This is a genomic window from Nonomuraea sp. NPDC050540 (genome assembly GCF_044457485.1).
GTDB lineage: Bacteria > Actinomycetota > Actinomycetes > Streptosporangiales > Streptosporangiaceae > Nonomuraea.
Window position 1 is genome coordinate 308464 of sequence record NZ_JBITHA010000009.1, and the last position, 26615, is coordinate 335078.

The 26615-nt window shown below is 69.7% G+C and carries 25 protein-coding genes; 9 read left to right on the forward strand and 16 right to left on the reverse strand.

All coding sequences use genetic code 11. The annotated features are described in order from the left end of the window. Positions 1 to 4 precede the first annotated feature (4 nt). The 3 genes from purE to ACIBI5_RS30475 are packed head-to-tail and all read right to left on the reverse strand — an operon-like array spanning position 5 to position 2598. On the reverse strand, positions 5 to 499 hold the full coding sequence (purE, locus tag ACIBI5_RS30465; RefSeq protein WP_397252164.1) for a 5-(carboxyamino)imidazole ribonucleotide mutase: 495 nt from the start codon (positions 497 to 499) through the stop codon (positions 5 to 7). After that, on the reverse strand, positions 496 to 1650 hold the full coding sequence (locus ACIBI5_RS30470) for a 5-(carboxyamino)imidazole ribonucleotide synthase (protein WP_397252165.1): 1155 nt from the start codon (positions 1648 to 1650) through the stop codon (positions 496 to 498). Before ACIBI5_RS30470 ends, purE begins: the two co-directional genes overlap by 4 nt. 27 nt (positions 1651 to 1677) lie before the next feature. Then, positions 1678 to 2598, reverse strand: a complete 921-nt coding sequence (locus ACIBI5_RS30475; RefSeq protein ID WP_397252166.1) for a hypothetical protein — start codon at positions 2596 to 2598, stop codon at positions 1678 to 1680. 232 nt (positions 2599 to 2830) lie between these two features. On the opposite strand from ACIBI5_RS30475, the gene ACIBI5_RS30480 reads away from it, so the two are divergent. Next, a complete protein-coding gene (locus ACIBI5_RS30480; protein WP_397252167.1) occupies positions 2831 to 3304 on the forward strand; it encodes a GtrA family protein in 474 nt (157 codons plus the stop codon). A gap of 27 nt (positions 3305 to 3331) precedes the next feature. On the opposite strand, the gene ACIBI5_RS30485 is transcribed toward ACIBI5_RS30480, so the two are convergent. From ACIBI5_RS30485 to ACIBI5_RS30525, 9 genes are all read right to left on the reverse strand, one after another. Further along, the gene (locus ACIBI5_RS30485; RefSeq protein ID WP_379609939.1) at positions 3332 to 4609 is read right to left on the reverse strand and encodes an ATP-binding protein; all 1278 of its coding nucleotides are present in this window, start codon (positions 4607 to 4609) and stop codon (positions 3332 to 3334) included. 3 nt (positions 4610 to 4612) lie between these two features. Then, positions 4613 to 5281 (reverse strand): response regulator transcription factor, encoded by a 669-nt coding sequence (locus tag ACIBI5_RS30490; RefSeq protein ID WP_012888073.1) that lies wholly within the window; start codon positions 5279 to 5281, stop codon positions 4613 to 4615. Positions 5282 to 5541: 260 nt separating this feature from the next. Then, positions 5542 to 6024 (reverse strand): bacterioferritin, encoded by a 483-nt coding sequence (bfr, locus tag ACIBI5_RS30495; RefSeq protein WP_379609940.1) that lies wholly within the window; start codon positions 6022 to 6024, stop codon positions 5542 to 5544. 16 nt (positions 6025 to 6040) lie between these two features. Continuing rightward, complete coding sequence (locus ACIBI5_RS30500; RefSeq protein ID WP_184957801.1) at positions 6041 to 6217, reverse strand: bacterioferritin-associated ferredoxin; 177 nt, start codon at positions 6215 to 6217, stop codon at positions 6041 to 6043. A gap of 132 nt (positions 6218 to 6349) precedes the next feature. Then, positions 6350 to 6958: an MBL fold metallo-hydrolase gene (locus tag ACIBI5_RS30505; protein ID WP_397252168.1), complete on the reverse strand. Its 609-nt coding sequence runs from the start codon at positions 6956 to 6958 to the stop codon at positions 6350 to 6352. Between the two features lie 31 nt (positions 6959 to 6989). Continuing rightward, positions 6990 to 8075, reverse strand: a complete 1086-nt coding sequence (locus ACIBI5_RS30510; RefSeq protein ID WP_184957803.1) for an S-(hydroxymethyl)mycothiol dehydrogenase — start codon at positions 8073 to 8075, stop codon at positions 6990 to 6992. 16 nt (positions 8076 to 8091) lie between these two features. Continuing rightward, the gene (locus tag ACIBI5_RS30515; protein WP_397252169.1) at positions 8092 to 9066 is read right to left on the reverse strand and encodes an adenylate cyclase regulatory domain-containing protein; all 975 of its coding nucleotides are present in this window, start codon (positions 9064 to 9066) and stop codon (positions 8092 to 8094) included. 9 nt (positions 9067 to 9075) lie between these two features. Then, the gene (locus tag ACIBI5_RS30520; protein ID WP_397093793.1) at positions 9076 to 9588 is read right to left on the reverse strand and encodes a PH domain-containing protein; all 513 of its coding nucleotides are present in this window, start codon (positions 9586 to 9588) and stop codon (positions 9076 to 9078) included. 17 nt (positions 9589 to 9605) lie between these two features. Then, positions 9606 to 10436, reverse strand: a complete 831-nt coding sequence (locus ACIBI5_RS30525; RefSeq protein WP_397252170.1) for a biotin--[acetyl-CoA-carboxylase] ligase — start codon at positions 10434 to 10436, stop codon at positions 9606 to 9608. A 48-nt stretch (positions 10437 to 10484) separates the two neighbouring features. On the opposite strand from ACIBI5_RS30525, the gene ACIBI5_RS30530 reads away from it, so the two are divergent. The 5 genes from ACIBI5_RS30530 (at position 10485) to ACIBI5_RS30550 (ending at position 17553) form a co-directional block, all read left to right on the forward strand. Then, the gene (locus ACIBI5_RS30530; protein WP_397252171.1) at positions 10485 to 12698 is read left to right on the forward strand and encodes an FdhF/YdeP family oxidoreductase; all 2214 of its coding nucleotides are present in this window, start codon (positions 10485 to 10487) and stop codon (positions 12696 to 12698) included. Next, a complete protein-coding gene (gene fdhD, locus ACIBI5_RS30535; RefSeq protein WP_397252172.1) occupies positions 12695 to 13534 on the forward strand; it encodes a formate dehydrogenase accessory sulfurtransferase FdhD in 840 nt (279 codons plus the stop codon). Before ACIBI5_RS30530 ends, fdhD begins: the two co-directional genes overlap by 4 nt. A 75-nt stretch (positions 13535 to 13609) precedes the next feature. After that, positions 13610 to 14698: an epoxide hydrolase family protein gene (locus tag ACIBI5_RS30540; RefSeq protein ID WP_397252173.1), complete on the forward strand. Its 1089-nt coding sequence runs from the start codon at positions 13610 to 13612 to the stop codon at positions 14696 to 14698. Positions 14699 to 14849: 151 nt separating this feature from the next. Next, complete coding sequence (locus ACIBI5_RS30545) at positions 14850 to 16277, forward strand: MFS transporter (protein WP_397252174.1); 1428 nt, start codon at positions 14850 to 14852, stop codon at positions 16275 to 16277. A 115-nt stretch (positions 16278 to 16392) separates the two neighbouring features. Next, positions 16393 to 17553: a DUF418 domain-containing protein gene (locus ACIBI5_RS30550; RefSeq protein ID WP_397252175.1), complete on the forward strand. Its 1161-nt coding sequence runs from the start codon at positions 16393 to 16395 to the stop codon at positions 17551 to 17553. Here ACIBI5_RS30550 and ACIBI5_RS30555 read toward each other — a convergent pair. From ACIBI5_RS30555 to ACIBI5_RS30565, 3 genes are all read right to left on the reverse strand, one after another. After that, entirely contained in the window at positions 17516 to 20137 is a 2622-nt protein-coding gene (locus tag ACIBI5_RS30555) for a phosphoenolpyruvate carboxylase (RefSeq protein WP_397252176.1), read from the reverse strand. The genes ACIBI5_RS30550 and ACIBI5_RS30555 overlap by 38 nt on opposite strands. A gap of 68 nt (positions 20138 to 20205) precedes the next feature. Beyond that, complete coding sequence (locus ACIBI5_RS30560) at positions 20206 to 21771, reverse strand: hypothetical protein (protein ID WP_397252177.1); 1566 nt, start codon at positions 21769 to 21771, stop codon at positions 20206 to 20208. Then, positions 21768 to 22580, reverse strand: coding sequence for an ABC transporter ATP-binding protein (locus tag ACIBI5_RS30565; protein WP_397252179.1), 813 nt, complete (start codon positions 22578 to 22580; stop codon positions 21768 to 21770). The genes ACIBI5_RS30560 and ACIBI5_RS30565 overlap by 4 nt, the downstream gene beginning before the upstream one ends. 36 nt (positions 22581 to 22616) lie before the next feature. Here ACIBI5_RS30565 and ACIBI5_RS30570 point away from each other — a divergent pair, with 36 nt between their 5' ends. From ACIBI5_RS30570 to ACIBI5_RS30580, 3 genes are all read left to right on the forward strand, one after another. Next, positions 22617 to 24203 carry an acyl-CoA carboxylase subunit beta gene (locus tag ACIBI5_RS30570; RefSeq protein WP_397252181.1) on the forward strand — a complete coding sequence of 529 codons (1587 nt, stop codon included), beginning with the start codon at positions 22617 to 22619 and terminating at the stop codon, positions 24201 to 24203. Further along, complete coding sequence (locus ACIBI5_RS30575; protein ID WP_397252182.1) at positions 24203 to 24574, forward strand: acyl-CoA carboxylase subunit epsilon; 372 nt, start codon at positions 24203 to 24205, stop codon at positions 24572 to 24574. The genes ACIBI5_RS30570 and ACIBI5_RS30575 overlap by 1 nt, the downstream gene beginning before the upstream one ends. 106 nt (positions 24575 to 24680) lie before the next feature. Continuing rightward, on the forward strand, positions 24681 to 25625 hold the full coding sequence (locus ACIBI5_RS30580; RefSeq protein ID WP_184957816.1) for an NYN domain-containing protein: 945 nt from the start codon (positions 24681 to 24683) through the stop codon (positions 25623 to 25625). Here the strand turns inward: ACIBI5_RS30580 and ACIBI5_RS30585 are convergent. Next, positions 25599 to 26576, reverse strand: coding sequence for a DUF5937 family protein (locus ACIBI5_RS30585; RefSeq protein WP_397252183.1), 978 nt, complete (start codon positions 26574 to 26576; stop codon positions 25599 to 25601). The two genes, ACIBI5_RS30580 and ACIBI5_RS30585, sit on opposite strands and share 27 nt — an antisense overlap. Positions 26577 to 26615 lie beyond the last annotated feature (39 nt).

Here is a 26615-nt window from a genome sequence, read left to right on the forward strand (position 1 = left end):
CCGCCTAGGACAGCTCCGCGGCCTCGGCGCGCAGCTTCTCGCCCTTCGCGTACGCCTGCTGCTTCAGGTCCTCCTGGAAGGTCACCATGCGCTGCCTGAGGGCGTCGTCGGAGGTGGCCAGAATGCGGACGGCCAGCAGCCCGGCGTTGCGGGCGCCGCCGATCGCGACCGTGGCGACCGGCACCCCGGCCGGCATCTGGACGATGGACAGCAGGGAGTCCATGCCGTCCAGGTACTTCAGCGGCACCGGCACCCCGATCACCGGCAGCGGGGTCACCGAGGCGAGCATCCCGGGCAGGTGGGCCGCGCCGCCGGCGCCGGCGATGATGACGCGGATGCCGCGGGCGTCGGCCTGCCGGCCGTACTCGATCATCTCGGCGGGCATGCGGTGCGCGGAGACCACGTCGGCCTCGAAGGGGACGTCGAACTCCGCGACCGCCTCGGCGGCCGCCTTCATCACAGGCCAGTCGGAGTCGCTGCCCATCACGATGCCGATCATGTGTACTCCCCTGTCGTGAGGTAGACGGCGGCGTGGCGGGCGCGAGCCCGTACCTCGTCGAGGTCCTTGCCGAGTGCGGTCACGTGACCGATCTTGCGGCCGGGACGCACGTCCTTGCCGTAGAAGTGGACCTTGACGGCGGGGTCGTGGGCCATCACGTGTTCGTAGCGTTTGAAGAGGTCGGGGTCGTCGCCGCCGAGCAGGTTGACCATGACCACGTACGGCGCGGTCATGGCCGGCGAGCCGAGCGGCAGGTCGAGGACGGCGCGCAGGTGCTGCTCGAACTGGGAGGTCAGCGCGCCCTCGATGGTCCAGTGGCCGCTGTTGTGGGGGCGCATGGCCAGCTCGTTGACGACCAGGCCGTGCTCGGTCTCGAACATCTCGACGGCCAGCAGGCCGGTCACGCCCAGCTCGTGGGCGATCTTCAGGGCGATGCGCTGGGCCTGGGCGGCGTCCTCCGAGTCGAGCATCGGGGCCGGGGCGATGACCTCGACGCAGATGCCGTCCTCCTGGACGGTCTCCACCACGGGGTAGCTGACGCCCTGGCCGTGGGGCGAGCGGGCCACCAGCACGGCCAGCTCCCGCTCGAACGGCACGAAGGCCTCGGCCATCAGCGGAATCCCGCTCTGGAACGCCTCCCTGACCTGGCCGGTGTCCCGGCACACCCAGACGCCGCGCCCGTCGTAGCCGCCCCTGACCGCCTTGAGCACGACCGGCCAGCCGTGCTCGGCGGCGAACCGCTCGACCTCACCCGGCTCCGCGACCCGCGACCACGCGGGGCACGGCGCGCCGATCTCGGTGAGCCGCTCGCGCATGACCGCCTTGTCCTGCGCGTGCACGAGCGCGTCGGCGCCGGGGTGTACGGCGTGCCCGTCGGCGGCCAGTTCCCTGATGTGCTCGGTGGGCACGTGCTCGTGGTCGAAGGTGATCGCGTCACAGCCCTTGGCGAACTCGCGCAGCTCGCTCAGGTCGCGGTAGTCACCGACGCGGGTGTCGACGATCACGCGGGCGGCGCTCTCGTCGAGCGCGTTGGCCAGTACGCGCAGTTCAACACCGAGCGCGATCGCGGGCTGCTGCGTCATCCTGGCCAGCTGACCGGCGCCGACGACACCGACGACCGGCCCGATGGGGCGGTAAGAGGGGCTGCTCACGTGCCCAGAGCATACCGTCGCCCACCGTCACGGCCGTACGTCGGCCAGGTCCCTGCGCGATCCCAGGGTCCGCACCTTGTTGTCCGGCGTCAGCTCGCTGACCAGGCTGACGATCTCGACCCCGGTCAGGCGGTCCAGGTCGCTCTCGCCGGTGAAGGCGCGCAGGTCGGCCTTGCCGTACAGGGGATGGGCGTCGCCGCGCTGGCGGAAGGTCAGCCGCAGCGTGTGGAAGACCAGCATCGACCCGCCCGCCGTCCCGATCGTGCGCGGTGCGTCGAGCAGCTCCACGTCGACGGTCAGCCGGTCGGGACGCACCCGGGCGGGCTTGGCGGCGAGTTCGTCGCGCAGCTCGCGCACCGGATCCGCGTCGGGGAAGCGCACCCCCGACAGCCCGGCCGGGTCGGTGAGGTACGTCAGGTGGCGTTGCGGCACGAGCCGGGCCCGCCGCACGATGACCGGATCGGGTTCGCCACCGGGCGAAGTGGAGCTGCCCGGAGTGTCGCTGGGCGGGTCGTCGGTGACCGGGACGGGGCCGAAGCCGAGCCGCCACCCGCCGCCCGCGTGGACGAAGACGAAGTAGGCGGGCTCCGGCTCGGTGGCCAGGACGGCGAACCATCCGCCCTCCTCCGGCAGCAGGAAGGCCGGCTTGGAGTAGGTCGTGCGGGCCGGAGCTGGGCGGCCGTTCCGGGTCGCCGCGCAGGCACGGCCGCCCAGCGTCTTCTCCGCCCAGGTGGTCGCGGCGACCACGGCGGCGCAGTCGCGCTCGCGCCAGGCCTCGTCGAGGCCGGCGAGCGAGGCGAAGGTCCGCGCGGCGGTGGCCTCGTCGATCCGCTGGGCGGTGGACGGTGTTTCCGAGGGCGGGCCGGCGGCCGGGGGAAGGCTCGTGCCACCGCAACCGGCCGTCGCCATGGACAGACCGGCGAGCAGGGCGATCAGTTGACGCGGCAAGGGGGAGTCCCTGAGGTCATGGCCGTCCGGGGTCCTGTCCCCGAGCTGAACCGCACACTAGTGCCCCAGAAATGCAAATACCCGTCATAGGACGATATTTGTAGACCCCTAATTTGGTGCGTGGTTGATGATTCATGTTGAGGCTAGGGGTCCGCCCCCAGACCTGGACCGGTACCCTGGGAGCGACGTTGCCGGATATGCGCAGTGGATCGGAAAGGACCGAGGACGAGACGTGGAGTTTGTGAAGCGCCTCTACCAGCGGTTCGCCACCCTGGTCCACGAGCTGGCCAAGTTCGGCACGATCGGCGCGCTCGCCTTCGTCGTCGACTTCGTCGCCCTCAACCTGTTCCGCCAGGGCTTCGGCCCGCTGACCTCGCTGGTGTTCGCCACGATCATCTCCACCACCTTCGCCTACGTGGGCAATCGCTGGTGGACCTTCCGGCATCGCGAGCAGAGCGGCCTCGGCCGCGAATACTTCCTGTTCTTCCTGTTCAACGGCATCGCCCTGCTGATCAGACTGCTGATCACGGGCTTCACCACCTACACGCTCGGCATGCACGACCTGCTGAGCTACAACATCGCCAACGTCATCGGCGTCGGCCTCGGCACCCTGTTCCGCTTCTGGTCCTACAAGCGCTGGGTGTTCCTGGAGGCCACGGAGCCGATCCCCGCCGAGCTGCCCGAGGTCGAGAGCCGGCGGCGGTGACCGAACCCCGCGTGGGCCGCTGAGGCCTCAGGCGGGTCCGGTCACCACACGGCTCGGGCGCTTCTCCTCCGCCGGGCGCAGGAACAACGAGAACACCGCGGGGCGGCGCCGTACGAGCTCCAGCCTTCCGCCGTCGGCGGCGGCCAGCGCGCGGGCGAGCGTCAGCCCGAGACCGGTGCCGCCACCGCCGCTGACGTTGCGCTCGAACACCCGGCCGGCCAGGTCGTCGGCGATGCCGGGGCCCTCGTCGGCCACCTCGATGACCACGTAGTTGTCGCTGCGACTGGTCGAGACCTTGACCGTGCCGCCGCCGTGACGCAGGGAGTTCTCCAGGAGCGAGGCGACGACCTGGCCGAGTCCGCCGGTGGTGCCCAGCGCCTCCAGGCCACGCTCGCCTTCGAGCAGCAGGTCGCGCCCGCTGCCGCGGAAGACCGGCGCCCACTCGGTGACCTGCTGGACGAGCACGTCGTCCACGGTGATGGGCTCGGCCTGGGAGTGCCGCTGCCTGCGTGCGGCGGCGAGCAGTTCGTCGATCACCGCGGTGAGCCGCTCGGCCTGCACGATGGCGGCGTCGCCCTCCTCACGCACGACCTCGGGGTGGTCGGCGGCGGCCACGATCTCCTCCAGACGCATGGTCAGCCCGGTCAGGGGCGTGCGCAGCTGGTGGGAGGCGTCGGTGGCGAACTCCCGCTCACGGGTGAGCAGGTCGGAGATCCGGGTGGCGCTGCGGTCGAGGACCTCCGCCACCCGGTCGAGTTCGGGTATGCCGTACCGGTGCTTGCTGGGCCGGGCGTCACCTGAGCCCAGCCGTTCGGCGATCTTGGCAAGGTCCTGGAGGGGGAGCGTCAACCTGCGGGACTGGACGATGGCCAGCCCCACGGCGACGGCCAGAGCCGCGACGGCCAGAGCCACGATGAGGAGCAGGCGTGCGCGCACGTCCTGCTCCACCTGGTCCTTGTCGCGGCTCACCCGGACGTAGATGCCGCTTTCCGACTGGGCGTCCTCCGTCATCTGGTGACCGGACGGCGGCGGCGCGCCGACGATGGTCGCCTTGGGGGGGTTGCCCCGCTCGTAGATCTGGATATATCGCTCTGGATACTTCTGCTCCAGCTGCTGGGGGTCGAGAGGCGTGTCCTGGATGCGAGCGTATTCGACCTCACCCACCAGCCGCGTCGCCTCCGCCCTGAGCTCCTGGGAAGCCTCGTCGACGATCAGGCGGCTGACCACGAGACCCAAGGGGACCCCGAGCAGCAGAACCGCGATGACGGCGACGAGCAGGGTGGAGGAGAGCAGGCGGCGGCGCATCGCCTACTCGCGTTCGAAGCGGAAGCCGACTCCCCGGACGGTGGTGATGTATCGGGGCTTCGCGGCGTCGTCGCCCAGCTTGCGGCGCAGCCAGGAGATGTGCATGTCGAGGGTCTTGGTGGAACCCCACCAGTTGGTGTCCCAGACCTCCCGCATGATCTGCTCCCGGGTGACGACCTTTCCGGCGTCACGCACCAGCACGCGCAGCAGGTCGAACTCCTTGGTGGTCAGGTGCAGCTCCTTGTCGCCCATCCAGGCTCGGCGGGAGTCGGCGTCGATGCGGACGCCCTGCACGACCGGGGTCTCCGAGGTGCCGCGGCGCAGCAGCGCCCGCACCCTGGCCAGCAGCTCCGCCAGGCGGAACGGCTTGGTGACGTAGTCGTCGGCGCCGGCGTCGAGTCCGACGACGGTGTCCACCTCGTCGACGCGTGCGGTCAGGATCAGCACCGGCGTGCCGTGGCCTTCGGCCCGGATCCGGCGGGCGACCTCCAAGCCGTCCATTTCCGGTAGTCCGAGATCGAGAACTATGAGATCGATGCCGCCCGACAGGGCCCTCTCCAGGGCCTGCGGGCCGTCGGGACTCACCTCAACCTGATAACCCTCGCGACGCAGGGCGCGCGCGAGCGGCTCGGAGATCGAGGTGTCATCCTCGGCGAGAAGTACGCAGGTCATGAAGCGATCGTAGGACCTTAGGCGATCGTTTCCCGGGCACAGCGCGCGGTTTGACTTGTCGTTGACCTATCCATTGACCTGGGCAAACGATGATATACGTTGGTTATTGGCGATTTACCCACCCGGCCAAACACCCCCATGCTTCTCCCCGCCCAACCGGCCTGTGCGCCTTCGGCGTGTCGCGGCTTCGCCATAGGAGAAGACAGCCGTACGAGAAGAGAAACGCCCGCCGGAACCCCGGCGGGCGCTTGGTGAATCCTCTAGCTGGCGGACGGCGGCTCCGCGTAGCGGGCGAGGTAAAGCTGCTCGCCCAGCGACTGGATCAGAGCGAGCTCCGTCTCCAGGTAGTCGATGTGGTGCTCCTCGTCGGCGAGGATGTCCTCGAAGACACGCGCGGAGGTCGCGTCACCCTTTTCCCGCATGAGCAGGATCGCCGGCCGCAGCCGCTTCACCACCGACAACTCGACGTCCAGGTCCGCCTTGAGCTGCTCTTCGACCGTCTGCCCGATGTGCAGCGTGCCCAGCCGCTGGTAGTTGGGCAGGCCTTCCAGGAAGAGGATGCGGTCGGTGAGGCGCTCGGCGTGCCGCATCTCGTCGATCGACTCGGCGCGCGTGTGCTCGGCGAGCTTGGTGTAACCCCAGTTCTCCTGCATTTTGGCGTGCAGGAAATACTGGTTGATCGCGGTGAGCTCGGCGGTGAGCTGCTCGTTGAGCAGCTCGATGATCTGCTTGTCGCCCTGCATGGACGGGCCCCTCGTGCTAAGCGGTCGTCAGTTCTTCAGACCGCTTCAGGATCGCACAGATCTTGCGCACGCAAGATGCACAGTCGCCGCCGGCGCCTGTGGTGTCGCGGATCTGCCGCACACTCTTGGCGCCGGATGCGATGCAGTCGTGGACCTCATTTTCGGTCACAGCACGACAAACGCATACGTACATCCGGGGGCAGCCTCTCGCAAGATATAAGGTTAGGCACGCCTAAGGTACCTCACTTCGGTAAGGCTTGCCTATGTTAGGTGTGCCACACGGACACTACCCACCAGAGAGGACATTCCCCCTAGGGGGTATGTTTCAGTGACCCCGCTTGATCCACTCCTCCAGATGCGGGGCCTCCGCGCCGATCGAGGTCGAGTCGCCGTGGCCGGTGTGGACGCGGGTTTCGGCAGGTAGCGTCAGCAACCGCTCCTTGATCGACTCGACGATCGTCTCGAAGGAGGAGTACGACCTGCCGGTCGCGCCGGGCCCTCCGTGGAAGAGCGTGTCGCCGCTGAACAGCGCGGTGAGCTCGGGCGCGTAGAGGCAGACCGCCCCCGGCGAGTGGCCCGGGGTGTGGATCACCCGCAGCTCGATCCCGCCGACCTCCAGCTTGTCGCCGTCGCTCAACGGCTCGTACGTCACGGAGTCGCCGTACACCTGCTCCCACAGCACCTGGTCGGCCGGGTGCAGCAGGATCGGCGCGTTCAGCTCGGCCGCGGCGTTGATGTGGTCGTTGTGGGCATGCGTGCAGACGATCGCCTTGATCCGGCGGCCGCCCACGCGCTCGGCGATGGCCGCCGCGGAGTGCGCCGCGTCGATGACGATCACCTCACGGGCGTCGCCGACCAGCCAGACGTTGTTGTCGACCTCCCAGGTCCCGCCGTCCAGCGAGAACGTCCCCGAAGTGATCACTTTGTCGATCATGCGTTGTCTCCTAGGCAGGCGGGCGGAACGGTCACAGCACCACGACCGACCGCAGCACCTCACCACGGTGCATCTTGGCGAACGCCTCCTCCACCTGGTCCAGCGCGATCTCCTCCGAGACGAACTTGTCCAGCGGCAGCCGGTTCTGCAGGAACAGGTCGACGAGCATGGGGAAGTCACGGGAGGGCAGGCAGTCGCCGTACCAGGAGGACTTGAGCGCGCCGCCGCGGCCGAAGACGTCGAGCAGCGGCAGCTCCAGCGTCATCTCCGGCGTCGGCACGCCGACCAGCACGACGGTGCCGGCCAGGTCGCGGGCGTAGAAGGCCTGCTTGTAGGTCTCGGGGCGGCCGACGGCCTCGATCACGACGTCGGCGCCGTTGCCGCCGGTCAGCTCGCGGATCGCCTCGACGGGGTCCTGCGAGCGGGAGTTGACGGTGTGGGTGGCCCCGAAGCCCTTGGCCAGCTCCAGCTTGCGGTCGTCCACGTCCACGGCGATGATCGTCCCGGCTCCGGCCAGCGAGGAGCCCAGGACGGCCGCGTCGCCGACGCCGCCACAGCCGATCACGGCCACGCTGTCGCCCCTGCCGACGCCGCCGGTGTTGATCGCGGCGCCGATGCCGGCCATGACGCCGCAACCCAGCAGCCCGGCCACCTGCGCCGGCGCCTCCGCCGAGACCTTGGTGCACTGACCGGCGGCGACCAGCGTCTTCTGCAGGAACGCGCCGATGCCCAGGGCGGGCGAGAGCTCGGTGCCGTCGGCCAGCGTCATCTTCTGCTTCGCGTTGTGGGTGGCGAAGCAGTACCAGGGACGGCCGCGCAGGCAGGCGCGGCACTGGCCGCACACCGCGCGCCAGTTGAGGATCACGAAGTCGCCCGGCTCCAGCCCGGTGACGCCCTCGCCGACCGCCTCGACGGTGCCGGCGGCCTCGTGGCCGAGCAGGAACGGGAAGTCGTCGTTGATGCCGCCCTCCCGGTAGTGGAGGTCGGTGTGGCAGACACCGCACGCCTGCACGTTCACCACCGCCTCGCCGGGACCCGGGTCCGGCACCAGCACGGTCTCGACGGAAACTTCCTGGCCCTTGCCTCTGGCGATGACGCCACTGACTTCGTACGGCATGCCAGTCATCTTGCTTTCAAGAGGAAGATCTTCGCAAGACGTAGGGCTGCACCACGCCGAGCCCCCGAGCAGGGCGACGCCGGATCCTGAGCACGTCGAGGCCCGGCTGCCCGGCGAGTTCGGCGGCCAGGCCCGCGTCCACGACGATCGTGCCGGGCCGGGCGATGGCGGTGAGGCGGGCGGCGAGGTTCACGGTGGTGCCGAAGACGTCGCCCATCATCTGCAGCACCGGCCCGTAGGCCAGGCCGATGCGCAGTTCGTCCGCCTCGACCAGCTCAAGCGCGATCCGCGCGGCCACCCCGGCGGACGGCGCGCTGAACAGCACCTCGTCGCCGAGCGTCTTCACCAGCCGGGCGCCGTGGGCGGCCACCACGTCCGCCGCCCGCGCCTCGAAGCCCTCCACCAACGCCGCGAGCTGCCGTTCGTCGAGGTCACGGGCGCGCCGGGTGAAGGAGACCAGGTCGGCGAAGCCCACCGCGATGTTGACCTTGGCCATCTCGGTCTCTTCGCTGATGTCGGCCAGTGCGAGCATCCTGGTGCCCGCGGCGGCCAGCTGCGCCCGCCAGACGTGCACGAGCACGTGCTCGAAGTCGGGCAGCAGGTTCTGGGCGGTCTCCAGCACCGCCGCCAGCTCGCTGTCGCTCGCCTCTGCGTCCTTGGGCAGCATCGCGCCGACCATGATCTCGGCCTGCCACTGCGCCAGCCTGGCCGTGGTACGGCCCAGCGCGCGGGTCATGCGCAGCACGGTCTGCTCGTCGAGCAGGCCGCTGTCGAGCATGGTGCGCACCCGCCCGAGCGCGGCCACGTCGGCGTCGCTGAAGGCCACCGCGTCGTCGGACAGCGTGGCGAAGCCGAGCGCGCGCCAGATCCGCTCGGCCAGATCCTGGGAGACCCCGGACTTGGCCGCCACCTCCGCGCGCGTGTAGCGGGCGGGCGTGCCGACCAGCAGCCGCTCGATCTCCTCTGCCGTGGGCCGGCCCGGTGTCTCCACGCCCGCGGGCTACTTGCCGTCGACCTCGCCGTCGGAGACGTCCTCGACGGCGCGGAACAGGTCGGCTCGGACGTCCTGGATCTGCGGGATGTCACGCAGCGCGAGCTGCCCCTGGTCGCTGGCCGACTCCACGGTCAGCGTGCCGCAGCCCAGGATGCGCTCGGCGAACGACTGGTCGGAGCTGACCGAGTTGACCTTGGTCAGCGGGATCTCGTCCGTCGACTTGTTCAGCACGCCGGTGCTGATCGTGAAGCGGTGGGTGGTCAGGACGTAGCCGGTGTTCTTCCACTGCAGGTACGGGATGAACGACCAGATCGTCAGCAGCAGGATCGCGACGACGCCGATCGCGAGCCTGCCGTAGGTGGCGTACTGCCAGTCGCCGGGCACGAAGTAGATCGCGACCCCGGAGGCGATGACGATGAGCACCAGCGCGGCGAAGGGCGCGATCAGCCGCTTCCAGTGCGGGTTGAAGGCCCGGATGCGGCGCTCGCCCTGCGTCAAGTGGTGGTCTGGGAGAGTCATGCGGAAATCGTGCCACTCTATGGTGCCGGTCGCACGTGAACGACGTCACCCGCGCTCAACGTGTGACCCTTGCCGTCGGCCTCGACCTGCAGGTGGCCGTTCGGGTCGACGCCGGTGGCCACGCCCTCAAGGACGCGCTCGCCGGGCAGTTCGACCCTGATGCGGCGGCCGATCGTCGCGCAGGACGCCTGGTAGGCGGCGCGCAGCCCGCAGGCGTCGGCGTCGCCGTCGGCCTCGGTCCATTCGCGGTAGTGGCTTTCCAGCTCGCGCAGGATCGCCCTGATCAGCGGGTCGCGGTCGACGCAGGCGGCCTGCTCGACGGCGAGCGAGGTGGCGGTCTCGACGGGCAGTTCGGCCGGCTGGAGCGAGACGTTGAGCCCCATCCCGATCACCACCGCTTCGTCGATCCGCTCGGCCAGCACCCCGGCCAGCTTGCGCTCGCCGATCAGCAGGTCGTTGGGCCACTTGAGCCGGACGTCCACCTCGGCCAGGCGGCGCACCGCGGAGGCGGCGGCCACGCCGAACAGCAGCGGCAGCCAGCCGTGCCGGACCTGCGGGACCCTCGGGCGCAGCAGGACGGAGAACGTCAGGCCGGAGCGCGCGGGCGCGTTCCACACCCGGCCCAGGCGGCCGCGACCGGCGAGCTGGGTCTCGGCGACGAGCACGGCGCCCTGCTCGGCGCCGCCACGGGCGGCCTGGGTCAGGTCGGCGTTGGTGGAGCCGGTGCTGTCGATGACGGTGATGCCGGTCCACAGGCCGCCGGGCCGTACCAGAGCGCGGTTGAGCGCGCCCTGGGACAGAGGCGGGCGATCGAGGTCGGAGTAACGCGAGTCAGCCACGTCCACCATCTTCCTACGGCCTGGTCCCCGGCTCCGCGCGGAGGGGAGAATGGGGAGATGAGCAAGCTTCTTGACCCGCGTAACTGGGCGTCTTGGCGGCCGTTCGGCATCGGCCTGCGCAAGCCCAACAACTACCTGGAGTTGTGGAAGGCGTTCAAATCGGTCAAGGGCAACAGGCGCTACGCCTGGCGCATTCTCAACCAGGGAACCTGCGACGGCTGCGCGCTCGGGACCCAGGGCATGCGCGACTGGACGATGGACGAGATCCACCTGTGCAACATCCGGCTGCGCCTGCTGCCGCTCAACACGATGCCGGCGCTGAAGTACAGGGCGCTCAAGGACGTCTCCGGGCTTCATGGGAAGAAGAGCGCGGAGCTGCGGGAGTTGGGGCGGCTGCCGTACCCGATGATCAGGAGGGCGGGCGAGGCGGGCTTCACGCGCGTTTCGTGGGACGAGGCGCTGGAGGTGGCGGCGCGGCACCTGCGCGAGGCGCGCTTCGGTGTCTACCTGACCAGCCGCGGCGTGCCCAACGAGAACTACTTCGCGGCGCAGAAGGCGGTGCGCGCGATGGGCAGCAACAACGTCGACAACGCGGCGCGCATCTGCCACTCGCCCTCGACGGTGGCGCTGAAGGAGACGATCGGGGCGGCGGCCACGACCTGCTCCTACACCGACTGGATCGGCTCCGACCTGATCGTGTTCATCGGGTCGAACCCGTCCAACAACCAGCCGGTGGCGATGAAGTACCTCTATCACGCCAAGAAGGCCGGGACCCGGATCGCGATGGTCAACGCCTATCGCGAGCCGGGCATGGACAAGTACTGGGTGCCGTCCAACGCGGAGTCCGCGGTGTTCGGCACGAAGATCACCGACGAGTTCTTCGGCGTCAACGTGGGCGGCGACATCGGCTTCCTCAACGGGGTCCTCAAGCACCTGATCGAGAAGGGCTGGGTGGACGAGGAGTTCGTCCGCTCGCGCACGAAGGGCTTCGACGAGGTACGGCAGGCCGTCGCCGCCCAGTCGTGGGAGTCGCTTGAGGCGCTGTCCGGCTCCACCAGGGCCGAGATGCTGCGCATGGCGGAACTGCTGGGCCGGGCCCGCTCGGCGGTGCTGGTGTGGTCGATGGGCATCACGCAGCACGCGTTCGGCGAGGACAACGTGCGCTCGATCGTGAACCTGGCGCTGGCGCGCGGGTTCGTGGGGCGTGACAACTGCGGGCTGATGCCGATCCGGGGGCACAGCGGGGTGCAGGGCGGGGCGGAGATGGGCGCGTACGCGACGGGCCTGCCGGGCGGCCTGCCGATCAACCCACCCAACGCCACGAAATTTACCGACATGTGGGGATTCGAGGTGCCCAGCTCCCCCGGACTCACCGCGACCGAGATGATCGACGCGGCGCACGCGGGCGAGCTGGACGTGCTGATCTCCTCCGGCGGCAACTTCCTGGAGGTGCTGCCCGATCCGGCCTACTGCCGCGAGGCGCTGTCGCGGCTGAAGCTGCGGGTGCACGTGGACATCGTGCTGTCCTCGCAGATGCTGGTGCCGAGCGCGGGCGACGTGCTGCTGCTGCCCGCGCAGACCCGCTACGAGATGGTCGGCGGCGTGACCGAGACCTCCACCGAGCGCCGCATCATCTTCTCGCCCGAGGTCGAGGGCCCGCGGATCGGCGAGGCGTGGCCGGAGTGGAAGATCTTCACCGAGCTGGCCGCCCGAGTCCGCCCGGAAATTTCTGGAAAAATCACCTACACCGGTACGCCCGACATCCGCGAGGACATCGAACGGGCCGTCCCCTTCTACGCCGGAATCGCGGACCTGCGGGTGTTCGGCGACAACGTCCAGTACGGCGGCCGCCACCTGTTCGCCGACGGCCGCTTCCAGACCGCCGACGGCCTGGCCGCCTTCTCCCCGGTCACGCCGCCCTCGCCGGAGCGCCCCGACGGGTCGTTCATGGTGGCCACGCGGCGCGGCAAACAGTTCAACAGCATGGTCCACGAGCGCCGCGACGGCTTCAACGGCGCGATGCGCGAGGCCGTGCTCATGAGCGCCTACGACGCCGACCGCCTCGGCCTGCCCGACGGCGCGCCCGTCGAGCTCACCTCTTTGGGCGAGCGGCAGCGCACCTACCGGGGCAAGGTGCTGCGGGCCCCGCTCATGCCGGGCAACCTGCAGATTCACTGGCCGGAGGGCAACGTGCTGCTCGACGAGTCCCGCCGCTCCCCCGACGCCAAGATCCCCGACTACAACGCCCTCGTCACGGTGAAGCAGCTGTGAGCGAGCGCCCTGGGCCCACCACGCGCGTACGGATCCGGGAGATCACCGGGTCCGCCGCCCGGGACCGCCGCGACGACCTGGCCACCGAGGAGCCTCTGGAGATCCGTCTGCGGTCCGGCGGGGAGCGCAGGACCGCCGCGATCACCATGCGCACGCCGGGGCACGACTTCGAGCTGGCCGCCGGGTTCCTGCACGGCGAGGGGATCGCGGGGCCCGGCGAGATCGCGGCGATCGGCTACTGCACCGACGAGGACGTGCTGCCCGAGGCCCGCTACAACGTCGTCACGGTCCGGCTGCACACGCCGATCCCCGATCTGCCCGCGCTCGAACGCCACTTCCTCACCTCCAGCGCGTGCGGGATCTGCGGCTCGGCCAGCCTCGACGCGCTGCGGCACCGCTGCTCACCGGTCGCGCCGCCGGAGCTGGGGCTGACCCAGGAGGTGCTGTACGGCCTGCCGTACCGGCTGCGCGAGTCGCAGGGGGTCTTCGGCAAGACCGGCGGCCTGCACGCGGCGGGCCTGTTCACGGCGGGCGGCGAGCTGGTGGCCACGCGCGAGGACGTGGGCCGGCACAACGCCGTGGACAAGCTGGTCGGCTGGGCGGGGCTGCGCGGCGAGCTGCCGCTGGCGTCGAACGTCCTGATGGTCAGCGGCCGGGCCAGCTACGAGATCATGCAGAAGGCGCTGGCCGCCGGCGTCCCCGTGGTGTGCGCGGTCTCGGCGCCGTCGTCGCTGGCGGTGGACCTGGCGAGGGAGTTCGGCATGACGCTCGTGGGCTTCCTGCGCGGCGAGCGCTGCAACGTCTACGCGGGAGCGGAGCGCATCAAGGTCGCCTAAGTGTGGAACAAAGCATTCCGTTCTGATAGAGTTCTTATCAGAACGGAACGCTTCGCTTCCCGAAGGAGACCTCCCATGGCCGAGATCCGCCCCTACCGCATCGACGTCCCCCAGGCCGACCTCGACGACCTGAAGGCCCGCCTGGCCAGGACCCGCTTCACCGACGAGCTCCCCGACGCCGGCGAGGACTACGGCGTGAGCGCCGGCCGGGTCCGCCGCATGGTCGAGCACCTGCGCGACGAGTTCGACTGGCGCGCGCTGGAGGCCAGGCTCAACGCCCACCCGCAGTTCACGACCGAGATCGACGGCCAGAACGTGCACTTCTTCCACATCCGCTCCGCCAAGGAGGACGCGCTGCCGCTGGTGCTGACCCACGGCTGGCCGGGCACCGCCCTGGAGTACGTCGAGGTGATCGAGCCGCTGTCGCGTGACTTCCACCTGGTCATCCCGTCCGTGCCCGGATTCGGCTTCTCGGGTCCGACCACGGAGCGCGGCTGGAACGCCGCCCGCGTCGCGGCCGCCTGGGCCGAGCTGATGAAGCGCCTGGGCTACGACCGCTACGGCGCCGTGGGCAACGACGGCGGCTCGATCGTCACGCCGTACATCGGCAGGCTCGACCCCGAGCACGCCGTCGCCCTGCACGTCACCCAGATCTTCTCCTTCCCCTCCGGCGACCCGGCCGAGTTCGAGGGGCTGAGCGAGGAGGACATGGGCAGGGTCCGGTTCCTGCAGAGCTTCTGGGAGACCATGGGCGCCTTCAACACCATGCAGTCCCAGGCCCCGCAGACCCTCGCGCACGCCCTCGCCGACTCCCCCGCCGGCCTGCTCGGCTGGATGGGCCAGCTCATGGGCGAGGAACTCGGCATCGACTGGGCGGTGAGCAACATCGCCGTCCACTGGTTGTACGGCACCGCCGCCTCCTCGGCCCGCTTCTACTACGAGAACGCCAAGCTGGAGCAGCCCGCGGAGCCGACCACCGTGCCGATCGGGCTGGCCAACTTCGCCAACGACTTCCAGTCGATCAGGCGCTTCGCCGAGCGCGACCACAAGAACATCGCCCAGTGGAACTTCTACGACGTCGGCGGGCACTACGCCGCGCACGAGGTTCCGGAGGTGTTCGCGCAGGATGTGCGCGATTTCTTCGCGCGGTGGAACGCGGAATGAACCTTTCCGCATAGGGCCGTAGCTTCCGTGCTACGGCCCTTTCGCATGGGGTGCCGGCCGTACGCGAAGATCTTGTGGAAACAGTGGAATGAAGCATTCCGTTCTGCTATTGTTGGAACAGAACAAGCCGTTCCGATTCAGGAGGAACACCATGACCGTCCTCGACACCCGGCCAGTGGCCGCAACCGCCGCTCCCGAGCAGCCCGCCGCCTACAAGTGGCGCTGGCCGGCCCTGGCCGTGATCCTGTCCGGATCCGTCATGGAGCTGCTGGACGCCACGGTCACCCACATCGCGGGGCCGACCATGAGGAACGACTTCGGCGCCGGGAACGCGTTCATCCAGTGGCTGGGCGCCGCGTACATCCTGGCGATGACCGCGGGCCTGCTCACCGGCGGCCGGCTGGGCGACATCGTGGGACGCAGGCGGATGTTCCTCATCGGGATGATCGGCTTCACGGTCGGCTCGCTGCTCTGCGCGGTCTCCGTCTCGCCGGAGATGATCATCGCGGCCCGGGTCGTCCAGGGCCTGTTCGGCGCGGCCATGATCCCCCAGGGGATGGGGATGATGAAGGAGATGTTCCCGCCCAAGGAACTGGCGAGCGCGTTCGGGCTGATGGGCCCGGTCATGGGACTGTCGGCCATCGGCGGCCCGATCCTGGCGGGGTGGCTGGTCAGCGCCGACCTGTTCGGCACCGGCTGGCGGATGATCTTCCTGATCAACCTGCCGATCGGCGTGGCGGCGGTCTTCGCGGCGCTGCGCTTCCTGCCGAAGACCCCGCCGATCGGCGGCGTCAAGCTCGACCTGCCCGGCGCGATCCTCGCCTCCGCCGGTGTCGTCCTGATGGTCTTCCCGCTGGTCCAGGGCCAGGAGCACGGCTGGCCCGCGTGGTCGTTCGCGCTGATGGCCGCCTCGGTCGTCACCCTCGTCGTCTTCGTCGCCTACGAGAAGCGCCGTGCCGCCCGCGGCGGCGACCCGCTGGTGGCGCCCTCGCTCTTCCGCAAGCCCGCGTTCCTGTCCGGCATGGCCGTCGGCACCGTCTACTTCGCCGCCTTCGGCGGGGTGTTCATGGTCATCGGCCTCTACACCCAGCTCATGCTCCACTACGACCCGCTGAAGGCCGCGCTGACCGGCGTCCCCTCCTCCCTCGGCATGATCGTGGGCATGATCGTCGCCCAGTCCACCCAGCGCTTCGGCCGCAAGGTCCTGCTGGCCGGCGCCGTCATCATGGCCCTCGCGGTCGTGGCCCTGCTGATCGTGGCCGAGCCGGGCGTCACCCCCTGGCAGCTCGCTCCGGCCCTGCTCTTCGTCGGTCTCGGCAGCGGCATGATCATGGGCCCGTACTTCAACATCGTCCTGGCCGCCGTGGACCCGCAGGAGACCGGCTCGGCCTCCGGCACGCTGACCGCGCTCCAGCAGGTGGGCAACGCGCTCGGCCTGGCCGTACTCGGGACCGTCTTCTTCGGGACCGGCAGCGCCGAGATCACCTTCGCGGTCGCGGCGGGCATGATCGTGGTCACCTTCCTCGTCGGGCTGATGCTCCCCAAGCAGGCCCGCCAGGACGCCGAGTTCGTGCACTAGGGATTTCGGAAGAAAGGGCCCGGCGTTTTCGCCGGGCCCTTTCCGACTTTGGATGGAGCCGTCCGCGCCCTCGGACGGATGCGGGCCGCCCCTGGGGGTCCGTAGCGTCGCAGGCATGACCACCACGGCGCCGGCTTTAAGGCGCATCCACGAGATCGACGCCGTCCGCGGCTTCGCGCTGGGCGGCATCCTCGTCGCGAACATCAGCTTCTTCGCCGACCCCGGGCTGTCCGTGGCCATCTCCAGCATGGACTTCAACCGCGACCCGGTGAGCCTGACGGTCCAGACGCTGGTGCTGACGAAGTTCTACGTCATCTTCTCGTTCATGTTCGGCTACTCCTTCACGATGCAGATGCGCTCGTGGGGCGAGAAGGTCAAGCCGCGGATGCTCCGCCGCTGCCTCGGGTTGTTCGTGCTCGGCGTCACCCAGGGCATCCTGTTCTGGATCGGCGACATCCTCACGCTGTACGCCGCGCTCGGCCTGATCCTGCTGGCGCTGCGCAACGTCCGGCCGAGAACCGCCGTCAAGATCGGCTGCTGGATCATCGGCGTCATGTCGGCGATCTGGCTCATCCTGGCGGGGCTGACCATGCTCGACCCCTCGGCCGGCGTGACGACGCCCACCGACCCGGCGGTCATGGCCGCCGCGCAGGCGCAGGTCACCGGCAGCCCGCTGAGCTTCCTGCAGTTCCAGCTGGAGACCTACCCGATGCTGGCGGCGTTCATCTGGTTCGGCCAGGGCCCGATGGCGATGGCGTTGTTCCTGTTCGGCATGGCCGCGGGCAAGTCGCGGCTGCTGGAGGACCCCGAGCGCTGGGCGCGCTTCGTGCCGCGCGTCCTCTGGATCGGGTACGGCCTCGGCCTCCCGGCGGCCGTCTTCTTCACCTGGTCCAGCCAGCACGAGGGCGCCCTGCAACTGGTCGGCCTGGCGCTCAACAACATCCTGTCCCTGCCGCTGGCCGCCGCGTACGTGGTGACGCTCCTGCTACTGGTGCGGCGCCTGCCGGCGATCGGCGCCGCGCTGGCCCCGGCGGGCAGGTCCGCCGCCTCCAACTACATCGGGCAGTCCATCCTGCAGTGCCTCGTCTTCACGGGGTACGGGCTGGGGCTCGGCGGCAGGCTGACGCCGATCGCGGTGATCGGCGTGGCCGCGGCGATCTACACGGTTCTGCTGCTGCTGAGCGCCTGGTGGATGCGCAACCACCGCTACGGCCCGATCGAACGGGGCCTGCGCGGGTTCACCCAGTATTCTGCAGACCCGCGGCCACTCCGTTGACCGACAGCAGGAGCAGCGTCGAGAGCCGCTCGGCCTCCCGCTCGGGGACCTCGCCCCTGCGCAGCGCGGTGAGCGCCCGCAGCTGCAGGTGCGACAGAGCGTCGACGTAGGGGTCGCGCAGCTGCACCGCCCGCGAGAGGACCTTGCGGTTCTCCAGCAGGCGGGTGTGCCCGGTGACCTGCAGGACCAGCTTGCGGGTCAGGTCGTACTCGGCCATCACCTGCCCGGCGAAGTCGTTCCGGCCGCCGAGCGCGAGATAGCGCTCGGCGATCGAGCGGTCGGTCTTGGCCAGCGACATCTCGGCGTTGTCCAGCATCGCGTTGAACAACGGCCACTCCTCGTACGCCGCCCGCAGCTCCTCGACCGAGGCGACCGAGGCCAGCCCGGTGCCCAGGCCGTACCAGCCGGGCAGGTTCACCCGGGTCTGCGCCCAGGCGAACACCCACGGGATGGCCCGCAGGTCGTCCAGCGACCGGGGCGCCCCGAGTCCGCGCCGGGCCGGGCGGGAGCCGAGCCGCAACGAGCCGATCTCCTCCAGCGGGCTGACCAGCGCGAACCATTCGGGGAAGCCCGGCGCCTCGGTCAGCGCGCGGTAGGCACCCTCGGAGGCGGAGGCCACCTGCTCGGCCAGCGTGCGGAAGCGCGCGGCGGCAGCGGCGGTACGGCTGCCGTTGGTGGGCGAGGAGGCCAGCAGCACGGCGTTGGCCACCTGCTCCATGTGCCGCCTGGCGATCGCCATGTGGCCGTAGCGGGCGAAGATCACCTCACCCTGCTCGGTCACCTTGAAGCGTCCGGCGACCGAGCCCGGCGCCTGGGCCAGCACCGCCCGGTTGGCCGGGCCGCCGCCGCGGCCGAGCGCGCCACCGCGGCCGTGGAACAGTCGGAGCTTCACCTCGTGCTCGCGGGCCCACTCGGTGAGGCGCTCCTGGGTCTGGTAGAGCTTGAGCGTGGCCGCGGCCGGGCCGAGTTCCTTGGCCGAGTCGGAGTAGCCCAGCATGATCTCCATGCGCCGCCCGGTGGCGGCCAGCCTGGTCTGGACCTTGGGGATCTCCAGCATGCCGGTGAGCACGCCGGGGGCGTTGTCGAGGTCCTGGCCCGACTCGAACAACGGCACCACGTCGAGCACCGGCGCCCGGATGCCGAGCGCCGCCTCGGCCAGCTCGTAGACGGCGGCCACGTCGTCGGCCGAGCGGGTGAAGGAGACGACATACCTGCAGCAGGCGTTCACGCCGAAGCGCTCCTGGATCCAGGAGATCACCCGGATCGTGGACAGAACCTCCTCGGTGAGCGGCGACAGCTCGCCGCCCGCCCTGATCTCCGCCAGAGCCGTCGCGTGCACCTGCGAGTGCTGGCGGACCTCCAGCTCGGCCAGGTGGAAGCCGAACGTCTCCACCTGCCAGATCAGGTGCTGCAGCTCGCCGTACGCCTGCCGGGCCGCGTGGCCGGCCAGCGACTCCTGGGCCAGTCTGAGGTCGGCCAGCAGCTCGGCGGGCGCGCGGTAGGCCAGGTCGAGGTCGCGCTGGTTGGTGGCCGAGATGCGCGCGGCCACGTACAGCAGCCACTGGCGGTGCGGCTCCTGCGGCGAGCGGGTGGCCAGCTCGGAGACCAGGTCGGGGTGCGCGTCCTCGGCCGCGGAGATCGCCGAGCGCAGCGCACGCGACGGCGCGGCGTAGTGGGCGTTGGCGGTGAGCGTGCGGGCGATGCGGGTGGTGGCCGTCTCCAGCGCGGTGAGCACGTGCTCGGCCTGGATGAGCACAGCCTCGCGAGTGACCTTCGCGGTCACGTTGGGGTTGCCGTCGCGGTCGCCGCCGATCCAGCTGCCGTAGCGGATGAACGGCCGCGCCAGCGGCGACCTGGTCCCGGCGCCCTCGCCGAGCGCCGCGTCCAGCGAGCGGTAGACCTGCGGCACCACCCGGAACAACGTCTCGTCGAAGGCGGCCATCGCGGTGCGTACCTCGTCGAGCGGGTCGAGCTTGGTGTCGCGCAGCTGGGCGGTGCGCCAGAGCAGGTCGATCTCCTCCAGCAGCCGCCGCAGGTTCTCCTCGCGCTCCGAGGCGCCCCGGCCGGGCGCGTTGTACTCGGTCAGCTGGGTGCTGACGCGCTGGATCGCGGTGACGACCGCGCGCCTGCGCGCCTCCGTCGGGTGCGCGGTGAGCACCGGGTGCAGCTCCAGCTCCTCCACGAGCTCCTGCACGCGCGCGGTCCCGAGCTCCTGTACGGCGTGCGCCAGCGACTCCTTCAGCACCTCGCCGTCGGTGTCGCGCTCCCGGAGCGTCCTGATGCGGTAGTGCTCCTCGGCCAGGTTCGCCAGGTGGAAGTAGCAGGTGAAGGCCCGCGCGATGAGCACCGCCCGGTCGATCTCCCATTCGGCGACCATCGCGGCGATCTCGTCGGCGGAGGCCTCTCCCCTCCTGGCGGCGATCACGGCCTTGCGCAGCCGCTCGACGTCGGCCAGCAGGTCCTTGCCGCCCTGCTCGGCGATCACGTCGCCGAGCAGCCTGCCGAGCAGTTTCACGTCCCGGCGGAGCTCGTCCGGCATCTCGACGACGGCGGCGCTGCGGCGTTCAACTGCCTGGTCAGTCATGTTTCGAAGGGTACAGAGTGCCTGTGAACGAGCGCAGACCGGTCTCACCTAATGGACTAGACCACTGCTCACGTGGGACGGGACACCGCGGCCAGCACTTCGGGCATGCGCGCGTGACCCACCGTGGCCGCCAGCCTCCGGCCGAAGTACTCCACCGCGAGGCCGTACGGCAGGGCCGCCACGCTCACCCACGCCACCCCGAACACCACCGGCAGGACCAGCGGCAGGCTCAGCCCGGCGATGCCGATCATGGCGGCGAACGACCCGGCGAACGCCTGCCCGCCCTGGCCCGGGGCGGCGCCGGTGAAGGCGTTGAGCCGGTCGGGCACCGTGTACGGCAGGATCACGCTGGTCATGGAGGCCACGCCGAGGCCCACGCCGTACACGCCCCATGCGGTCAGGGCGGCGGGCAGGATGGCCGACGGCGTGCCCGCGAACAGGGAGACGGCCACGGTCATGAGGGCCAGCAAGGGCAGCGCGATGAGCGCCGCGGCCAGATGCCGGCCGGCCAGGTCGGTGCGCAGGCCGCGCTCGTCGCCGAACGCGACCGTGTTCATCCACAGGGAGCGGCCGTCGATGCCGAAGGCGTTGCACGACTGCAGCGCGAGCATCAGCGCGCCGAGGCACGCGGGCCCGATCACCAGCGGCAGGCCACCGCCCCCGCCGGACTGACCGGTGATGGAGAAGGCGATCACGCCGGTGACCACGATCGAGGCGAACCAGCCGACGCGGAAGCGCGGGTCGCGGCGGATGTACTTGAGCTCCTTGGTGACCACGGCGGCGAGCGGGCCGTCGGGCAGGAAGCGGTCGACGATCCCGCTGGAGCGGCGGACGGAGGCCGACTGGGTGGAGGCGTCCGCGGTGACCAGCACGTGGGCCAGCGCCTTGATCCAGAGCCAGCCGATCAGGACCACGAGCGCCGCGACGACGAGCAGTTCGGCCAGGCCGACCAGGCCGCCGTCGGCGATGGCGTGGGCGGCCAGGCCGGGCGGCGTCCAGCGGAGCACTCCCGCGGTGCTGCCGATGAGCGCGACCGGGTCGCCGAGTCCTCTGTTGGCGATGAGGTTGGGCAGCTGGAACAGCAGCACCGCGAAGATCGCCGCCACGGCCAGCGCGTCCCGGCCGCGGCGCGAGCGCAACGCGCCGGACAGGGCCGTGGTGATCAGCCTGGAGGTGACCAGGCAGAGCGCGAACTGCAGGAACACCGCCACGACGCCGACGAGCACGCCGCCGATCCCGCTCGCCAGCCCCACCAGCGCGCCGACCGTGATGATCAGGGTGGCGGCGGGCCAGACGCCGGTCGCGGAGGCGGCGAACATGCCCACGGCCAGCTGCCCCGTGCGCAGGGGGAACAGCGAGAGCCTGGCCGGGTCGAGCGTGTCGTCCAGCCCGAACGCCAGCAGCGGGACGATCGCCCAGCCGATCCAGAACATCGTGAACGCGAGGACGGCCAGGTTGGTGGCCATGGCGGGCTCGGCCAGACGCAGCAGGCTCATCAGCAGGAACCCGAGAGCCGCCACGGCGATCGCGGCGAGCAGGGTGAAGACGAAGCCCAGCTTGCGCGCGAGGTCCCCGCGCAGGTTCCCGGCGACCAGCCGCAGCTTGAGCCGCGCGAACAGCAGCGCCGTGCTCACCGCTCACCGCCGGCGCTGGGGCTCTCCTCCGCTGTGTCCACCGTGGCGCCGTTGGCGCCGAGCCAGGTCAGGCCCGTGTCACCGGCCCGCTTGGGGCCGCCGACGAGGTCGAGGAAGGCCTGGTTGAGTGTACGGTCGCCGCGTACCTGGGCCAGCGGGCCCTGAGCCACGATGTGACCGGCGCTCATCACCGACACCCAGTCGCACAGCCGTTCCACGAGGTCCATGACGTGGCTGGAGAAGATGACCGTCGAGCCGGAGGCGGTGAAGCGCTGGAGCACGTCGGTCAGGGTGTTGGCGCTGACCGGGTCGACGCCTTCGAACGGCTCGTCCAGGAACAGGACCGAGGGGTTGTGCAGCAGCGCGGCGGCCAGGCCGATCTTCTTGCGCATGCCGGTGGAGTAGTCGACGACGAGCTTGTCGGCGGCCTCGCGCAGGTCCATGACGCCCAGCAGTTCCTCGGTGCGCTGCTCGACCTCGGCCATGGGGATGGCGCGTAGCCGGCCGTTGTAGTGGAGCAGCTCGCGGCCGGACAGGCGCTCGAACAGCCGCAGGCCCTCCGGCAGCACGCCGACCCTCGCCTTGACCTGGACCGGATCTCGCCAGACGTCCAGGCCGTCGATCACCGCCCGGCCGCCGTCCGGGCGCAGCAGTCCGGTGATCATGCTGAGTGTGGTGGTCTTGCCCGCGCCGTTCGGCCCGACCAGGCCGGCGAAGCTTCCCGCCGGCACCACCAGGTCGACTCCCGCGACCGCGATCTGCTGGCCGTAGCGCTTGAAGAGCCCCTGTGTGCGAACCGCCTCCGTCATGGAACCAGCGTAGAAGGAGGGATTAACCTTCTGGGCATGAGTGCTGCTGAGGAATTGCCGGAACTGCCGGATATTCACACCACCGCCGGTAAGATCGCCGACCTTGAGCGCCGGCTGGACGAGGCCGCGCACGCGGGGTCCGCGGCGGCGGTGGAAAAGCAGCACGCCAGAGGCAAGATGACCGCGCGCGAGCGGGTTGTGGCGCTTTTGGATGAGGGTTCGTTCGTGGAGTTCGACGAGTTCGCGCGGCACCGCTCGACGATGTTCGGGCTGGAGGGCAAGCGGCCTTACTCCGATGGAGTGATCACCGGTTACGGCACGGTCGACGGCCGTCAGGTGTGCGTCTTCTCACAGGATGTGACGGTTTTCGGGGGCTCGCTGGGTGAGGTCTATGGCGAGAAGATCGTGAAAATTCTGGATATGGCGATCAAGACCGGCTGCCCGATCATCGGGATCAACGAGGGCGGCGGCGCGCGTATCCAGGAGGGCGTGGTCGCGCTCGGCCTCTACGCCGAGATCTTCAAGCGCAACGTGCACGCCTCGGGCGTGATCCCGCAGATCTCGCTGATCATGGGCGCGGCGGCGGGCGGGCACGTGTACTCCCCGGCGCTGACCGACTTCGTGGTCATGGTCGACCAGACCTCGCACATGTTCATCACCGGCCCGGACGTCATCAAGACGGTCACCGGCGAGGAGGTGACGTTCGAGGAGCTCGGCGGCGCCCACACGCACAACACCAGGTCCGGCGTGGCCCACTACCTGGCCACCGACGAGGACGACGCGCTGGAGTACGTGAAGGCGCTGCTGTCGTACCTGCCCTCCAACAACCTGGACGAGGCCCCCGTCTACGAGGCCGCCGCCGCCCTGGAGCCGGACCCGGAGCTCGACACGCTCATCCCCGACTCGGCCAACCAGCCCTATGACATGCACCTGGTCATCGAGCACGTGCTGGACGACGGTGAGTTTCTGGAGGTTCACGCGCAGTTCGCGCCCAATGTGGTGGTCGGCTACGGCAGGGTGGACGGCCATCCCGTCGGGGTCGTGGCCAACCAGCCGATGCATTTCGCGGGATGCCTCGATATCAACGCATCGGAGAAGGCCGCACGATTTATCCGAACATGCGATGCATTTAATATCCCAATCGTGACTTTTGTTGATGTCCCGGGATTCCTTCCGGGCACCGACCAGGAATGGAACGGCATCATCCGGCGCGGCGCCAAGCTCCTCTACGCGTACGCCGAGGCCACCGTCCCGCTCGTCACGATCATCACCCGCAAGGCGTACGGCGGGGCCTACGACGTCATGGGCTCCAAGCACCTCGGCGCCGACATCAACCTGGCGTGGCCCACCGCCCAGATCGCGGTCATGGGCGCCCAGGGCGCCGTCAACATCCTCTACCGCCGCGAACTGGCCGCCGCCGGCGACCCCGACGCCGAGCGCGCCCGGCTCGTCACCGAATACGAAGACACGCTGGCCAATCCGTATATCGCCGCTGAGCGGGGTTATGTCGATGCCGTAATCCGTCCATCGGACACCCGGCCGCAAGTGGTGAAGGCTCTGCGGGCCCTCCGTAACAAGCGTGCCTCGCTACCACCTAAGAAGCATGGGAACATCCCGTTGTGATGGATGCCCGCAGCGTAGCGAGGACATCCATCACAACGCACGAGCGAAGCGAGTCAAAGCAACACCGTGATGGATGCCCGCAGCGTAGCGAGGACATCCATCACAACGCACGAGCGAAGCGAGTCAAACAGCACCGTGATGGATCCCGGCATAGCGAGCGAAAGAGCACTGTGACAGCACATCTGAAAGTCGTGCGGGGCGATGCGACGCCCGAGGAGATCGCCGCTCTGGTCACCGTCCTGACCACGCGGCAACCGGAACCCACGCATACGCCGGGCCGTAAGCCCGAAACTTGGCGAAACCCAGCCCGAGCCATGCGTAGGCGACTCGTGCCAGGGAAGTCGGCTTGGCGGTTGAGCGCCCTACCCTAGATGGATCCCTGGAATCGGGTGTCAACTTCCCCGAGAGTTGGGACTATCTAGAAAAGTAGGCGTATATAGTCAGCCGATCAACTAAGGCCGCGGCCTGGAGGACGACATGCCCATCCCAGACCTCACGCCGCATCCTGTGGCAGCGAAGTACGCCGTCCTGGTGGATGTCGGTTATCTGTATGCCGCCGCAGGTGAAGTGCTGCTTGGCGCGAAGGAACGCAAGGAATATCGGGTTGCGGCGGATGAGCTCATCCAGAGCCTCCAGAAACATGCAATGGAACGTATTTCCGGAGAACTGCTGCGGATCTATTGGTATGACGCCGCACGCGACCGAGTGCCCACCGTCGATCAGCGAGTGATCGCACAGTTGCCCTGGGTGAAGGTACGACTGGGCAACCTTAACGCGCGTGGCCAGCAGAAGGGCGTGGACGCTCAGATCAGGAGCGACCTTGAAGCGCTGGCCAGGCATCACGCGGTGACCGACACGATCCTGCTGGCGGGCGATGAGGACATGGTGCCCGCCGTCGAGGCCGCGCAGGCCTACGGCGTGCGGATACACCTGTGGGGCGTCGAACCCCCGTATGGCACCAACCAGGCCGAGCGCCTCGTGTGGGAGTCCGACACCGTTGAAGTGATTTCTGCAGATTTCCTGAGACCTTTTTTCAGCCGCGCACCACAACCCGTCCCGGTCACGCCACCCGCCGCGGCGCCGTCGCCGGCCACCGTCTTCGCCGGTCGCCCCGCCACCCCGAAGCCGCAGGTCAAGCCCGGCCAGGTGGCCAAGCTCGGCCCGTCGCGGCCGCGCGTGGAGGACGTGGGCGAGCACGTGGCGCAGAAGTGGATCCTCACCCGCGGCCGCGACAACATCCGCGACCTGCTGCCGGGGCCGATCCTGCCGACGGTCATCGACACCGAACTGCTCATAGAGGCGGAGAAGGAGCTCGGGCACTCGCTGCGTCCCTACCCGGAGGCGCGGGTGTGGCTGCGTGACGGGTTCTGGGCCCGGGTCTATCGGGAGTTCGACCTAGGTGTGGGGGTCTCCAGCAAGTAGGGCCTCGGCGACGGCCGTACGGGCGTAGAGGACATAGCGCCCCGTGCGGTGGGCGCTGCACAGGCCCGCTCTGCGCAGCGCGGTGAGGTGCTGGCTGGCGCCCGGCTCCGACAGGCCGGTGCGGACGGCCAGCTCGCGCGTCGAGGCGGGCTGGTCGAGCGAGGCCAGCAGGCGGGCGCGGGTGCGGCCGAGCACGGCCGCCAGCGCCTGCGGCGGGTCGCTCTCGCGGTGCTCCCACAGCGTGGCGATGCCGCGCGGCGAGTAGCGCAGCGTCGGCTGGAACGGCGGCACGGTGATGGAGAAGATCCTCGGCCAGGTGAAGACCGACGGCACGAGCAGCAGGCCGCGCCCGTCGAGCGCGCGCGTGCCGTGGCAGAACCGGTGGTCCAGGCGCAGGCGCTCGCCCTGCCAGCGCACGTTCTCGTCGAGGCCGGTCAGCATGCCGCGTACGCCGTCCTGCGTCAGCGCCTTGGCGCGGTAGAGCACGTCGCCCTCGCACAGGCTGCGGATGCGCGGCCAGTAGGGGGCGATGGCTGCCGCCCAGTACGCCCGGATCTCGCCGGCCAGGCGGGCCAGACCGGCGGCGGGGTCGTCGTGGAGTGCCTGGATCCTGGGGGTTCGCGGGCCGCCGTGGCGCCAGGTGTCGAGCTGGTCGCGTACCTCGTGCTCGGCGGCGAGCAGTCCGGCCAGTTCCAGCTCCAGATCCGGTACCGCAGTCGCGGGCGGCGGGCTGATGAAGCAGACCAGGGAGATCGTCGGCACCGGGACGAGGTCGGACAGCAGTCTCCAGTCGACGTCGGCAAGGCGGCGGCGTACCCGCTCGGCCCAGGGGCGGTTGAGGCCGGTCGGCTCCTTGAGCACGCGGACGCTGGCCACGACCTCCCACAGCGGAGAGATCGCGAAGCGGGTGTTGGCCACGTCCTCGGCGGTGAAGGACAGATCGAGGGTCATTCGATTCGCTGCTCACTTAATCAATCGCGTCAACGGACG